13 protein-coding genes are annotated in these 12968 nt (G+C 57.2%); 2 read left to right on the top strand and 11 right to left on the bottom strand.

Going from position 1 to position 12968, the window contains the following annotated elements; all coding sequences use genetic code 11:
- Nucleotides 1-167: 167 nt before the first annotated feature.
- The gene (locus tag ACIPZE_RS20085) at nt 168-1832 is read left to right on the top strand and encodes an electron transfer flavoprotein-ubiquinone oxidoreductase (RefSeq protein ID WP_150648311.1); all 1665 of its coding nucleotides are present in this window, start codon (nt 168-170) and stop codon (nt 1830-1832) included.
- 170 nt (nt 1833-2002) lie between these two features.
- On the opposite strand, the gene ACIPZE_RS20080 is transcribed toward ACIPZE_RS20085, so the two are convergent.
- Nucleotides 2003-2893, bottom strand: coding sequence for an AraC family transcriptional regulator (locus tag ACIPZE_RS20080; protein WP_283438965.1), 891 nt, complete (start codon nt 2891-2893; stop codon nt 2003-2005).
- 192 nt (nt 2894-3085) lie between these two features.
- Between ACIPZE_RS20080 and ACIPZE_RS20075 the strand changes: the two genes are divergently transcribed.
- Complete coding sequence (locus tag ACIPZE_RS20075) at nt 3086-4138, top strand: NAD(P)-dependent alcohol dehydrogenase (protein ID WP_400774829.1); 1053 nt, start codon at nt 3086-3088, stop codon at nt 4136-4138.
- 8 nt (nt 4139-4146) lie between these two features.
- Here the strand turns inward: ACIPZE_RS20075 and ACIPZE_RS20070 are convergent, their stop codons facing one another.
- From ACIPZE_RS20070 to ACIPZE_RS20025, 10 genes are all read right to left on the bottom strand, one after another.
- Nucleotides 4147-4950 (bottom strand): IclR family transcriptional regulator, encoded by an 804-nt coding sequence (locus ACIPZE_RS20070; protein ID WP_283438967.1) that lies wholly within the window; start codon nt 4948-4950, stop codon nt 4147-4149.
- 60 nt (nt 4951-5010) lie between these two features.
- Entirely contained in the window at nt 5011-6321 is a 1311-nt protein-coding gene (locus tag ACIPZE_RS20065) for an MFS transporter (RefSeq protein WP_400774826.1), read from the bottom strand.
- Between the two features lie 175 nt (nt 6322-6496).
- Nucleotides 6497-7645: a galactonate dehydratase gene (gene dgoD / locus ACIPZE_RS20060; RefSeq protein ID WP_008085519.1), complete on the bottom strand. Its 1149-nt coding sequence runs from the start codon at nt 7643-7645 to the stop codon at nt 6497-6499.
- 45 nt (nt 7646-7690) lie between these two features.
- Nucleotides 7691-8311 (bottom strand): 2-dehydro-3-deoxy-6-phosphogalactonate aldolase, encoded by a 621-nt coding sequence (locus ACIPZE_RS20055; RefSeq protein WP_283438969.1) that lies wholly within the window; start codon nt 8309-8311, stop codon nt 7691-7693.
- Between the two features lie 19 nt (nt 8312-8330).
- Nucleotides 8331-9320 (bottom strand): 2-dehydro-3-deoxygalactonokinase, encoded by a 990-nt coding sequence (locus ACIPZE_RS20050; RefSeq protein ID WP_400774823.1) that lies wholly within the window; start codon nt 9318-9320, stop codon nt 8331-8333.
- 103 nt (nt 9321-9423) lie between these two features.
- Nucleotides 9424-10305, bottom strand: coding sequence for a hypothetical protein (locus ACIPZE_RS20045; RefSeq protein ID WP_400774821.1), 882 nt, complete (start codon nt 10303-10305; stop codon nt 9424-9426).
- A gap of 158 nt (nt 10306-10463) precedes the next feature.
- The gene (locus tag ACIPZE_RS20040; protein WP_400774820.1) at nt 10464-10964 is read right to left on the bottom strand and encodes a hypothetical protein; all 501 of its coding nucleotides are present in this window, start codon (nt 10962-10964) and stop codon (nt 10464-10466) included.
- Entirely contained in the window at nt 10964-11689 is a 726-nt protein-coding gene (locus ACIPZE_RS20035) for an alpha/beta hydrolase (protein WP_400774817.1), read from the bottom strand. The genes ACIPZE_RS20040 and ACIPZE_RS20035 overlap by 1 nt, the downstream gene beginning before the upstream one ends.
- 5 nt (nt 11690-11694) lie before the next feature.
- Complete coding sequence (locus ACIPZE_RS20030; protein WP_400774814.1) at nt 11695-12189, bottom strand: PAAR domain-containing protein; 495 nt, start codon at nt 12187-12189, stop codon at nt 11695-11697.
- The gene (locus tag ACIPZE_RS20025) at nt 12186-12848 is read right to left on the bottom strand and encodes a hypothetical protein (protein ID WP_400774812.1); all 663 of its coding nucleotides are present in this window, start codon (nt 12846-12848) and stop codon (nt 12186-12188) included. The genes ACIPZE_RS20030 and ACIPZE_RS20025 overlap by 4 nt, the downstream gene beginning before the upstream one ends.
- Nucleotides 12849-12968: the final 120 nt, after the last annotated feature.

Raw genomic sequence — 12968 nt, 5'->3', positions numbered from 1 at the left:
AAACGTTTGTATTGGACGCTAGGAGTGGTGTAGATATAATGCGCCGCCTAGAGAGAAAGGTCTGTTCTCCAATATTCTCCTTGACGTTAACGTAAAGGAATAGCGGATGCGACATCAAACCTCCAAATTAGAAAAAAAACTGTTGAGCCTTGAGTAGGAGATAGCCTGTGGAACGCGAATACATGGAATTCGACGTGGTCATCGTCGGTGCCGGCCCCGCTGGCCTGTCCGCCGCCTGCCGTCTGAAGCAGAAGGCCGCCGAAGCCGGTAAGGAAATCAGCGTCTGCGTGGTCGAAAAAGGCTCCGAAGTCGGTGCACACATCCTCTCCGGTGCCGTATTCGAACCACGCGCTCTGAACGAACTGTTCCCTGACTGGAAAGAACTCGGCGCGCCGCTGAACACGCCGGTCACGCGCGATGACATTTTCGTGCTGAAAAACGCCGACAGCGCGCAGAAAATCCCCGACCTCTTTGTGCCGAAGACCATGCACAACGAAGGCAACTACATTATTTCCCTTGGCAACCTGTGCCGCTGGCTGGCCCAGCAGGCCGAGAACCTCGGTGTGGAAATCTACCCGGGCTTCGCCGCTCAGGAAGCGCTGATCGACGAGCAAGGCGTGGTTCGCGGGATCATCACCGGTGATCTGGGCGTCGACCGCGAAGGCAACCCGAAAGAAGGCCTGTACACCCCGGGCATGGAACTGCGTGGCAAATACACGCTGTTCGCCGAAGGTTGCCGTGGCCACATCGGCAAACAACTGATCAAGCGCTACAACCTCGACAGCGATGCCGACGCCCAGCACTACGGGATTGGCCTGAAAGAAATCTGGGAAATCGACCCGGCCAAACATCAGCCAGGCCTCGTAGTCCACACCGCCGGCTGGCCGCTGGACATCATGGGCACCGAGAACACCGGCGGCTCGTTCCTCTATCACCTGGAAAACAACCAGGTCGTAGTCGGTCTGATCGTCGACCTGTCTTACAGCAACACTTATCTGTCGCCGTTCGACGAGTTCCAGCGCCTCAAGCATCACCCGGTGCTGGCGCAGTACCTGGAAGGCGGCAAGCGCATCAGCTACGGCGCCCGCGCGATTTGCAAAGGTGGCCTGAACTCGCTGCCGAAAATGGTCTTCAAGGGCGGCGCGCTGATCGGTTGCGACCTCGGCACCCTGAACTTCGCCAAGATCAAAGGCAGCCACACCGCGATGAAGTCGGGCATGCTCGCCGCTGAATCGGTGGCTGACGCGTTGTTCGCTGAGAAGGACGGCACCGAAGAACTGACCACTTACGTCGACGCGTTCAAGAAGAGCTGGCTCTACGACGAACTGTTCGCCAGCCGTAACTTCGGCCCGGCGATCCACAAGTTCGGCGCTATCGTCGGCGGTGGTTTCAACTGGCTCGACCAGAACATCTTCGGCGGCAAACTGCCGTTCACCCTGCACGACACCAAGCCGGATTACGCTTGCCTCAAGCTCGCGGCCGACTGCAAGAAGATCGACTATCCGAAGCCGGACGGCAAACTCAGCTTCGACAAGCTCAGCTCGGTGTTCATCTCCGGTACCAACCATGAAGAAGAACAGCCTTGCCACTTGAAGCTGACCGATCCAAGCATCCCGATCAGCAAGAACCTGCCACTGTACGACGAACCGGCGCAGCGCTACTGCCCGGCCGGCGTGTACGAAGTGATTACCAAGGAAGACGGCGAGAAGCGCTTCCAGATCAACGCCCAGAACTGCGTGCACTGCAAGACCTGTGACATCAAGGATCCTTCGCAGAACATCACCTGGGTGACGCCGGAAGGCGCCGGCGGCCCGACTTATCCAAATATGTAAGCCGAACCGCTGAACAACAAGGCTCCCGAATCGGGGGCCTTTTTGTTGCCCAAAATTCCTCTGTAGGAGCTGCGGCACGCTGCGATCTTTTGACTTTGATCCTGAAAAAACAAAATCAAAAGATCGCAGCGTGCCGCAGCTCCTACAGGGATCGTCGGTCAGTCGAGGACTCAGGCGGCGCGCTCGTCGCCCGGGTTGCGTTCGAAGTAGCGCTTGTACTCACGGCTGAACTGCGACGTACTCTGATAGCCCACCCGATGCGCCACCTGCGCCACACCTAGCCCTTCCGCGACCAGCAATGTCTGCGCCTTCAACAACCGCAAGCGCTTCAGATACTGCACCGGCGACAACAACGTGCTGCGTTTGAAATGCTCATGAAACGTCGACACGCTCATGTTCGCGCAACCGGCCAGCGTCTCGACATTCAATGGCTCGGTGTAATGCGCATGCAGATGACTGATCGACGCCGCCACCCGCGCAAACTGCCCCTGCTGCTCAACCAACGCGCGCAACACATCCGCCTGCGGCCCGCGCAACGCGACGAACAACAACTCACGCACCCGCGCCGGCCCGAGAATCTGACATTCCAGCGGATCGTGCAGACAACTGAGCAATCTTTCGACACAACCACGCATGTCATCGTCGAGCACCACCGAGGTCATCGACTCCGGTGTCTGCGCCGGAATATGCCGACCCGGCGCCAGGCCCATGGCCAACACCAACTCGCCGAGCAACACCCGATCAATCGCCACCGACACACCGAGCAACGGCGCATTCGGCAAGGCAAAGGTCTCGCACTCGAACGGCACCGGCAGCGCCTGGATCAGATAGTGCCCGGCGCCATATTCCATGGTGCGCGGCCCGAGGAACGCCAGTTTGCTGCCCTGGGCGATGATCATCAGGCTCGGTTCATAAATATGCGGGCCACGGGCGACGTCACAACTGGCGCGCAAGACTTGCACACCAGGCAACCCGGTCGGGGAGTAACCATCGCGCAGCGCCAGCGGTTCGATCAACGAAACCAGCCGGGCGTTGGCATCAAGATGACGGGTTAATTGCATCAAAACTCTTCACTGAAAATATTGCGAAAAAAGGGCATGGAAGCATCATCGCAGATCCTTTTGCCAATGCGACCGATCAAACCCGCATGCCGGAGGATTAGGCATGAGACCCGGAGGAATCGTCATGGCCGGACCGTCAGTCGACGCCCAGAATGCGCCGCCTCACTTGTTCCTGCTATTGCGAGGTTTCACATGTACACCGCCATCGGCTATGCCGCCCAATCGGCCACCACCCCCCTCGCCCCGATGAAATTCGAACGTCGCAGCCCGCGCACCGACGACGTCGCGATCGAAATCCTCTACTGCGGCGTCTGCCATTCCGACATCCATCAGGCACGCAACGAATGGGGCATTGCCGTTTACCCGTTGATGCCCGGCCACGAGATCGTCGGAAAAGTCACCGCCATCGGTGCGAATGTCACCCGACACAAAGTAGGCGATCTGGTCGGTGTCGGCTGCATGGTCGACTCTTGCCGTAGCTGCGAAGCCTGCCAGCAGAACCTCGAGCAATACTGCCTCGAAGGTCCGACCATGACCTACGCCACCCCGGACCGGGTCGATGGCAGCAACACCATGGGCGGTTATTCGGACAGCATCGTCGTCAGCGAACACTTCGTCGTGCGCATCCCGGAAAAACTGGCTCTGGCCAGCGCTGCGCCGATCCTTTGCGCCGGCATCACCACCTATTCGCCGCTCAAGCACTACGGCGTCAAGGCTGGCGACAAGGTCGGGATTCTCGGCATGGGCGGTTTGGGCCACATGGGCATCAAGTTCGCCAAGGCCATGGGCGCTGAAGTGACGTTGTTCACCCGCTCGGCGAGCAAGGCTGAAGAAGGTCGTCGTCAGGGCGCCGATCACGTGATCGTTTCCACCGACCCCGAGCAGATGAAAGCGGCCGCCGGTTACTTCGACTTCCTGCTCGACACCATTCCGGTGCAGCACGATCTGAACCCGTACCTCGACACCCTGCGTTTCGACGGCATGCACATTCTGGTCGGCCTGATCGAGCCGATTGATCCGCCGGTGCACGCGGCGAAACTGGTACTGGGTCGCCGGGTATTGGCCGGCTCCTTGATCGGTGGCATCGCTGAAACCCAGGAAGTGCTGGATTTCTGCGCCGAACACAACATCACCTGCGACATCGAAATGCTCGACATCCGCCAGATCAACGAGGCTTATGCCCGGATGATCGCCGGCGACGTGAAGTACCGTTTCGTCATCGACATGGCGACGCTCAAGGTTTAAATCCGCCCTTATACCTTCAAGCCGAGTTCCGCCGATAGCCGGGCTGTGACCCCTTTGATCAGGGGAATCAGCTCGGCCATTTTTTCCAGCGGCATGTACGGCACCGTGCTGGCGATACTGATCGCCGCCACAATGCCTTTGCTCGCATCGCGAATCGGCGCCGCCACGCAGCGGATCGACGGTTCGTTGTCCTCCAGATCGAAGGCGTAGCCACCGGCGACGTATTCGGCCATGCGTTGTTCGAGCTGTTCCCACGACTGCTGGGGATGCTGCGGCCAGAACTGACTTTTCCCACCGGCCGGCAGGCTGATGTCGTACAGCCGTTGCCAGTCTTTCGGCGAGTCATCGAGCATCAACGCCTTGCCGATCCCGGTACGCGCCAGCGGCATGCGATGGCCGACCCGTGAACGCATTTCCGGACCGTTGCGCCCCGGATTCTTCAGCAGATACAGCACTTCATCGCCTTCACGAATGCCCAAGTGCACGGTGTCGCCGGTCAGCGCCGACAACTCGTCCAGATACGGTCCGGCCAAGGTCACCAGCGGCAACTCTTCACGCGCCTGAAATCCCAGCTCGATCAGCTTCGGCCCCAACAGGTAACCGACTTGCGGCACCACACGCAGATAGCGTTCATCAACCAGGCAACTGGCCAGACGATGTGTGGTGCTGCGCGTGGTGCCGATCAGTCGGGCAATTTCCTTGAGATCGCGAGCGCCACTGGCCACCGCTTGCACCACCCCCAAGCCGCGCAACAGTGTCTGGGTGCCGGTGGGTGCGGCGTCCTTGGTTTTTTCCGGAGCGTCTTCCTGCATATCCAGCCTTTACCGTTGAGCGAGGGAACGGGCGGCATTATGGTCGCCCGACGCAGACCACTACAACTCGATACGCTCGACCTTGCCGACCAGCAGCACGTAGGACAATGCACCGATCAATGCGAGAACCGCGATATAGGTGATCGCCGGCGCGAACGAATCGCCGCTGGCAAGGAAGCCGATCACGATCGGCGTGGCAATCGCCGACAAGTTACCGATGAAGTTGAACACCCCGCCGGTCAGCCCGAGCAAGCGTGCCGGCGCCAACGTCGAGACCAGCGACCAAGTGATCGAGGCCAGGCCGTTGCCGAAGAACGCCAGCGCCAGGAAGGCAATCACCAACGGCGTCGACTCAACGAAATTCGCGCCGATGATGGAAGTGGAAATCAGCAGCCCGCCAATGATTGGCAACTTGCGCGCGAAGCCGACGGTGTAGCCGCGACGGATCAAAAAGTCGGAAAAGAACCCCGAACACAGCACGCCGATGAACGCGGCCAAAAACGGCAGCGACGCCAGCAGGCCGGACTTGATGAAGTCCATGCCGCGATATTTCACCAGATAAGTCGGGAACCACGTGAGGAAAAACCACAGCGTCGAATTCAGGCAAAACTGGCCGAGGTAGATGCCCCACAACTTGCGTTTGGTCAGGACGATACCGAGGTCGGTCCAGCTGAATTTGGCTTTGACCTTGGCCGATTCCTGCTGAATATCAACCAGACCACCGCCCTCGCGGATCAGGTCGATTTCGGCGTCGTTGGCGCCTTTGAAATCCCGTGGCTCGCGATACACCGCGTACCAGATCGCCGCCCAAATGATGCCGACTGCGCCGGTAGCGACGAACACCATGTGCCAGCCGAATTCGTGTTGCAGCCAAGCGAGTACCGGGGTCAGGAATGCCAGACCGACGAACTGCCCCGAGGTGTAGAAACCAATGGCCGTGGCGCGCTCGCGCTCGGGAAACCAAGTCGTCACCACGCGGCTGTTGATCGGATACGCCGGTGCTTCGAGCGCGCCGACCGCCATGCGCAACACGAACAACGCGATGAAACTGGCAGCGAAACCGAGCATCACCGTGGCAATCGACCACAGCAGGAGCGCGACACTGTAAAGGATGCGCGGCGGCACGCGATCGACCAGCCAGCCACCGGGGATCTGCATGGCGGCGTAGGTCCAGCCGAACGCTGAGAAGATCAGGCCGACGTGAATCGGATCGACACCCAGCTCAGTGGTCAGGGCCGGCGCGGCAATCGACAGGTTGCTGCGGTCGAGGTAGTTGATGACCACGGTGATGAACAGCAACACCATGATGAAAAACCGCTTGCGACTGGGTGTGACTAAAGACGCCTGCCCGGTGAGGGTTTGCGGTTGCATGGGGAGAGCCTCTTTTTATGTTTATTGAGGTCGGCCTGAGGCCTGATCGTTCCCACGCTCTGCGTGGGAATGCAGCCCGGGACGCTCCGCGTCCCCAAAAGCGGACGCAGAGCGTCCATTGAGGCATTCCGACGCAGAGCGTGGGAGCGATCTCATCGGGTGTGTCAGGCAGGACTCACCACTCGGCAAAGCTGCCATCGGCATGGCGCCAGATCGGGTTGCGCCAGCGGTGCCCGACCGCCGCACGTTCAATCACGTATTCCTCGTTGATCTCGATACCCAGCCCCGGCCCGTTCGGAATCTTCACGAAACCTTTGTCGTAATCGAACACCCGTGGATCCTTCACGTAGTCGAGCAAGTCATTGCTCTCGTTGTAATGGATGCCCAGGCTTTGCTCCTGGATAAACGCGTTGTAACAAACCGCGTCCAGTTGCAAACACGCCGCCAGCGCAATTGGCCCCAGCGGGCAATGTAGCGCCAGCGCCACGTCGTAGGCCTCGGCCATGTTGGCGATCTTGCGGGTTTCGGTGATGCCGCCGGCGTGCGAGGCATCCGGCTGGATGATGTCGACGTAGCCTTCGCTCAACACGCGTTTAAAGTCCCAACGCGAGAACAGGCGCTCGCCGAGGGCAATCGGCGTGCTGGTCAGCGGTGCCAGTTCTTTCAGCGCTTCGTAGTTTTCGCTGAGCACCGGTTCTTCGATGAACATCAGTTTGTACGGATCGAGTTCCTTCATTAGCACCTTGGCCATTGGCTTGTGCACGCGGCCATGGAAGTCGACGCCGATGCCGACGTTCGGCCCGACCGCGTCACGCACGGCGGCAACGTTGGCCAGCGCCAGATCGACTTTTTCAAAGGTATCGAGGAATTGCAGCTCTTCCGTGCCGTTCATTTTCACCGCGGTGAAACCACGGCTCACCGCTTCCTTCGCCGCACGCGCGGTGTCGGCCGGACGGTCGCCACCGATCCACGAATACACGCGAATCTTGTCGCGCACCTGGCCACCCAGCAGATCACTCACCGACACACCCAGCGCCTTGCCCTTGATGTCCCACAGCGCTTGATCGATGCCGGCCAGCGCACTCATGTGGATCGCACCGCCACGGTAGAAACCGCCGCGATACAGCACGGTCCAGATGTCTTCGATATTGCGTGGGTCTTTGCCGATCAGGTAGTCGGACAATTCTTCGACGGCAGCGGCGACGGTGTGCGCGCGGCCCTCGACCACAGGCTCGCCCCAACCCGTCACGCCCTCATCGGTTTCGACCTTGAGGAAGCACCAGCGCGGCGGCACGATGAAGGTGGTGAGTTTGGTGATTTTCATCTTTTATCTCTCTTATAGATGTAGCGCACGCAGCGCCAAAAAGTCTTAGCGAAGGGCCTTCCACGCGGCCACGTAGGCCTTGGCATTCACCGCCACTTGCTCCGGCGTCATGCCCGGTTTGAACAGGCCAGAACCGAGACCGAAACCTTTCACACCGGCGTCGATAAACGCCTGCATGTTGTCCGGCGTGATGCCGCCAACCGGCGCCAGCACCGTCCCGGATGGCAACACCGCAAGCCAGGCTTTGACGACCGCTGGGCCCATCTGCTCGGCCGGGAACAGCTTGAGAATGTCCGCGCCCTCCTCCAGCGCCGCGAAGGCTTCCGTCGGCGTGGCGACACCCGGCGATAAATACAGCCCCGCCGCTTTTGCCGCGCGCAAGACCTTGGCGTCGCTGTGCGGCATGACGATCACCTGGCCACCGGCGTCTTTCACCAAGTCGACCTGTTCCGGGGTCAACACCGTGCCCGCACCGATCAGGCAATCGGCGGGCAGCGTCTTGCGCAGGATGCGGATACTTTCGTACGGCGAAGGGGAATTGAGCGGTACTTCGATGACGCGAAATCCGGCCGCGTACAGGACTTCTCCGACAGCGGCGGCTTCCTGCGGATGCAGGCCACGCAGAATCGCGATCAGACCGTTTTGCGCCAGTGCTTGCTTGAGCATGTCAGGCCTCCAGTCAGGGTTAACGGGATGAGGAATCGATCAGTCCGGCGGCCAGCGCCAGTTGCCACAGACCACGCTCGGTGGCCTGCTCGGCCAGCGTCACGTCGGCGAATCCACAGACATCGAGGACACGGCTGTAGCGCGCACAGAGTTGCGCGTTGCCGATGAGGATGATCGAAGGGAGATTGCGGTTGTTGCGGCGACGTCGCTGAACCGTGGCGAGCGCCACCAGTTCATGGCCGATCATCAGACCGGACAGATAATCTGCCTGCGCCGTCGGGCTGAGTTCGCCGGTCAGGCCCAGGGTGCGGACGCTGAACAAGGTCGACAGCACGCCGAGTTCGCCGTCCGCCGACTGCGCAATCTGCACGCCACGGTCAAACGCCTGAGCATCGAACGCTGCGCCTTGCTTCAGGGTACGGCCGAGAATGCTGTGCTCACTGAGCACGGCGAACACTTCGCCGGTCATGAACGTATCGAAGTGAGTGATGCAGCCATCGACCACGTTCACCCACTTGGAGTGACTGCCCGGCAGCCCGATCAGCAGATCATTGCCCGCCTCGACCGGCAGACTCTGCAGGACGCCAAGCACCTGGGTTTCTTCGCCACGCATCACGTTCGGCAGCGTCGAGCGCTGAATCACGCCTGGCACGATATGCACCACGGTGCCGCGCAGACTGACAATTGTTTGTAGGGAGTTTCCGAGATTGGCGACATCTGCCGGCGTCTCGCAATAGGCCGCTTCACGCCAGCCCTGCGCACTGCCGACCATGCCGCAAGCGATCACCGGGAGATCCGGCTGCGCCTCGAGCCAGTCGCCGCACGCTTCATCGAAGGCCAATTCAAAACCATCGGTGCATTCGCGACCGTTGATGATTCGCGCGGCCTTGGGCAACTGCATGATCCCGGACGACAGCGCGCGCTGCTCCAGCACCACACCGTCCGCCGCGAGTTTGTAAGCACGTAATGAGGTCGTCCCCCAATCGAGCGCGATCAATTGCGCCAGCATCGCTTCACCTGTTTTGTTTTTGGCAGTGAGTGCGACGGACTATAGACCTCTCAGGTGGGAAATCTCAATATGTAATTTTGCATCCCATATTATGGGAAACTGTCTATATCGCCCATGACCCCAACCCCTCCTCAAACAAAAACAGCTTAAAAGTTTCAGAATGATCCGAGCCAAACACATGAGTATCCCCCTGAGCGTCACTCAGGCCTTCCTCTTCACGGCCATCTGGTCGCTTGATCATGTACCTGACATTCGCCTTGGGATGTTGGGTGTGAGTATCGAAAATGCGGAATTTTCCATTCAGAGGTGCAAAAGAGCTCAACAATCCGCTGTAGGGCATGCTGCTGCACGCTCCGCCATGAACAATAATGTCCCCACCATGATAGCGTTTATCTGTAATGCATATCTGTTCAAACATTAACCACGATAATGGCTGTACTTCTGGCGGTAGAATTACATATTCCGGCGCGGTAATTTTATGCTGAACCTCTTTTATGATTCGAGAGGTCGGAATATACATAATCTTTGAATAGTAAGCATTGTAGAAAGTAGCAGTAGTTGTCGTCCGACAAGGTATATAGTCCTGCGCTTTCAACATTGAAAGGAGTGCTTCCTTTCTGAGGGACAAAGAACTAGTACCTTGATCAACATCCTCCTCAAATCTGACTTGCACGTTAAACTCATAACGGCGGTCACCTTCAACGGTGCGAACCTCATCAACGATACCATTAGCGGTGTAACGAATGTGATGCAGAATTGAAAAATCGACATCACCATCAAGTGAACAGATTAGCCACGTGCCGACTTGCGCGCTTATCCCGTGCGCATCGTACAAGTTAACCAAGTCTCTGTCAGACCTGAAGCGCAGATTGTATCGACCCGCATCATATTCGATTGATGTAAATTCAATTCTTGGTGCTGGCACATGTAATTGCATACAGGAGGAACACAGGACAAATAAAATAACCAACAGCAACCTAGCCATTACCACTCCAAAGACACCAAACAACACAACAACACAACAACTAAAAATCAGTATGCAACGCTTATTCCAAGCAAAAACCAAGCGACACGTGCAAAACATCAGAAAAACAAATGCCGCAGGCAAAATACACTTCAAAAACAGTACCTTTTACATTCAGCTCATCGGTCACCCACTGCCTGAAGAATTTCCACCACCGGCACATACATAACATTAGAAAAATAGGTATCAATCATTGTTGCACTGGCAAAAAATTTACATTGCACTTGTTTCTTCCCTGCTAATATTTTTCTTATCTCTACAGGCGTTAAATCTCTCTCGCTACTTCGATTCGCTATTTTCTCACTAAAAACCATCCGTGAAATAAAATCAGACTCCGTCCCACTCGCACTTCGTCTAACACCACCGTCCATGAAATTCTTCATTTCATGATTTTCACTGAAATTGGCATCATTCTCCAAAGCACAGAGTAAACCGGTACCGATCAATGATTTGTAGTGCCCTAGAATATCTAAATCAGAAGAAAAATACAGGTCATACAAGACCGTATCGCCTACTCGTTCTATTTTCGAAAATCTTAAATTAGCTGGGGGTTTGTCTTGCGTGAATGCACACCCCACGAGCATTAGAAAAAACGTTGACAAAAGCAGTCTTGGAGTCATCACACTTCACCCCTGAAATGTTTATTGAGAGAGTTAATTACATAATTCAGTGCTGACTTGCCATCAGCCAGTACGGTAGTAAACATGATAGCGGCCGATTCGTGATTCACATCCATTACGCTATTGACATTAGGACCACTTTCCAAACGCCATTGCTCGCCGATTCCGGCAATCCAGTCAGACATATCAGAGTCCGAGGACTGAGCAAGCACATTAACCCACAGCCCCGCACTCGGCTGTGGCGTATCGGGATAAATATTTGAAATACTCCCAACCAAAGCGCCTTTCCCCACAGGATCCAGTGTTACCAAGACTTTTACAGAATAACCTAACTTAGCAAGATAGCTGGACAGATGCGCCCCATTCCAACCTCCGAGACTATGCCCGACAATGTACACAGCATCACTTTTACAAATAACGTCGAGCACATTCGCTTTGATTTTTTCGTCACCAATTACTTCATTGTAGCCAAGATGATAAGAAGTAACTCCTGCAGCCCATATAGCAAGTTTTACCGACTCAGCAAAAGGTTTCCTGGCCCGATCCACATTGTACTTTGGACCAAATCCATAGTAACTCTCTTTATCACCTGCCCCTCCGATAAAAAAAGCGACCGCCTGGCGCATGTATTTAAACTCTTTAACCGCCTCGTCTGTCGGGCAAGTGAGCGTATGTGAACCAAGGTTTTTTTTACTGGCATCCGCTATCACGTTATCCTTTCCCATTGCAATTACTCCGCAAACAGTTCAATGGTTTCAGCCAAATGTGAACTGACAGCATGGGTAAAACCGGCTGCATCAGTAACGCCATGTTCTTCACGACCATCCCCACGTTTGATTGTGTAAGGATGATTGGCGACGGGTTCACCAGTGAACTCATCAACTAATCGCATCTTGTCCGTAAAATGCACCGGCATCGGCAACAACCCGCTAAACGCCGCGCCTCCGCCACTCTGGCCGATTATCACCGTCCCCGAACCACCGACCACGACATTGCCGTGGCCGCCGGTACTGTCGAGCATTGCGGCATTCAAGCCGTTGATGAAAACGGTACCGGAGACTGCCCCGGTAATCGGGCTGCCGCACGCCGATTTATCGGTCATGCGCGCGGCGGCGAGGCCATCGAAGAAGACGTCGGGCGAGCCGGAGACGATCGGGTTGGTACCATGGCCTGGCAACGGGCAGGCGGTCGGGTCGGTGACGCGTGCAGCAGGTTTACCACTCAATTCAAAGCTCCTTGCTTCGGGGATTCCGGGTGTGGCTGATGGATATCGATGTCGGTTACGGCGAAGCGCCAGCGGTTGTCGACGGGGTCGAACAGGGCGTGGCAATGTTCACGGTTATCAGGGGATGTAGCCGATTGCAGATGTTGCCAGGCTTCGTCGACATGCCACGCCAGCTCGGCAGGCGTCGCGTCGTCCAGCTCGTTGAGCCAGGCGTTGTAGTTGCGCAGGTGATTACGCTCGTAAGTCGATTGCAGCAAATCCGCCATTTGTGCGCCGAGGTCCAGATGATGTTCGGCCGTCCAGTGACCGATCTCGGAATAGGCGTACCAGCCCATCGGCATCAACCCGCCGTCCTTGAGCAGCGAATGCCCGGCAGGGGCGACGAAGCCGCAACAGATGTGCAGCACCAGCCAACCTTGATGAGCTCCGATAAACGCCGTCGGGTCGAAGGTGCGCAGCGGTATCACGCGGTAATCGTCGAGACCGGCACTGCGCGTCATCAACTCGGCATCGAGGCGTGACACGAACGCACGAATGGCTGTGCCGCCCGTACGATTGACGGTGCAGAGAATGTCGACCGGTTGGCGCTGGGGGTTGTCGCTCGAGCCTGAATTTTTCACCAGGCCATACAAACGCATTGACGCCCGTAGTCCGCTCATCGCTGGTCACTCGTTGACGCAGCGAAGGCTCCACGGGCGTGGAGAAGTTGTGCCAGAGGCATTGCAGGTGTCATCCATGAGCGCGCAAAAATGGCGCGTAGAATGCCGGACTAGAGCGCT

The sequence above is a fragment of the Pseudomonas sp. NPDC089741 genome (genome assembly GCF_044748825.1).
In the GTDB taxonomy this organism is placed as follows: Bacteria; Pseudomonadota; Gammaproteobacteria; order Pseudomonadales; family Pseudomonadaceae; genus Aquipseudomonas; species Aquipseudomonas helmanticensis.
Note: the sequence above shows the minus strand (reverse complement) of the source record. Positions and strands in the feature narration are given on the sequence as shown.

Coding starts and splice junctions, on each gene's coding strand:
- ACIPZE_RS20080 (WP_283438965.1), bottom strand. CDS start 2,893: ATGCAATTAACCCGTCATCTTGATGCCAACGCCCGGCTGGTTTCGTTG.
- ACIPZE_RS20075 (WP_400774829.1), top strand. CDS start 3,086: ATGTACACCGCCATCGGCTATGCCGCCCAATCGGCCACCACCCCCCTC.
- ACIPZE_RS20070 (WP_283438967.1), bottom strand. CDS start 4,950: ATGCAGGAAGACGCTCCGGAAAAAACCAAGGACGCCGCACCCACCGGC.
- ACIPZE_RS20065 (WP_400774826.1), bottom strand. CDS start 6,321: ATGCAACCGCAAACCCTCACCGGGCAGGCGTCTTTAGTCACACCCAGT.
- dgoD (WP_008085519.1), bottom strand. CDS start 7,645: ATGAAAATCACCAAACTCACCACCTTCATCGTGCCGCCGCGCTGGTGC.
- ACIPZE_RS20055 (WP_283438969.1), bottom strand. CDS start 8,311: ATGCTCAAGCAAGCACTGGCGCAAAACGGTCTGATCGCGATTCTGCGT.
- ACIPZE_RS20050 (WP_400774823.1), bottom strand. CDS start 9,320: ATGCTGGCGCAATTGATCGCGCTCGATTGGGGGACGACCTCATTACGT.
- ACIPZE_RS20045 (WP_400774821.1), bottom strand. CDS start 10,305: ATGGCTAGGTTGCTGTTGGTTATTTTATTTGTCCTGTGTTCCTCCTGT.
- ACIPZE_RS20040 (WP_400774820.1), bottom strand. CDS start 10,964: ATGACTCCAAGACTGCTTTTGTCAACGTTTTTTCTAATGCTCGTGGGG.
- ACIPZE_RS20035 (WP_400774817.1), bottom strand. CDS start 11,689: ATGGGAAAGGATAACGTGATAGCGGATGCCAGTAAAAAAAACCTTGGT.
- ACIPZE_RS20025 (WP_400774812.1), bottom strand. CDS start 12,848: ATGAGCGGACTACGGGCGTCAATGCGTTTGTATGGCCTGGTGAAAAAT.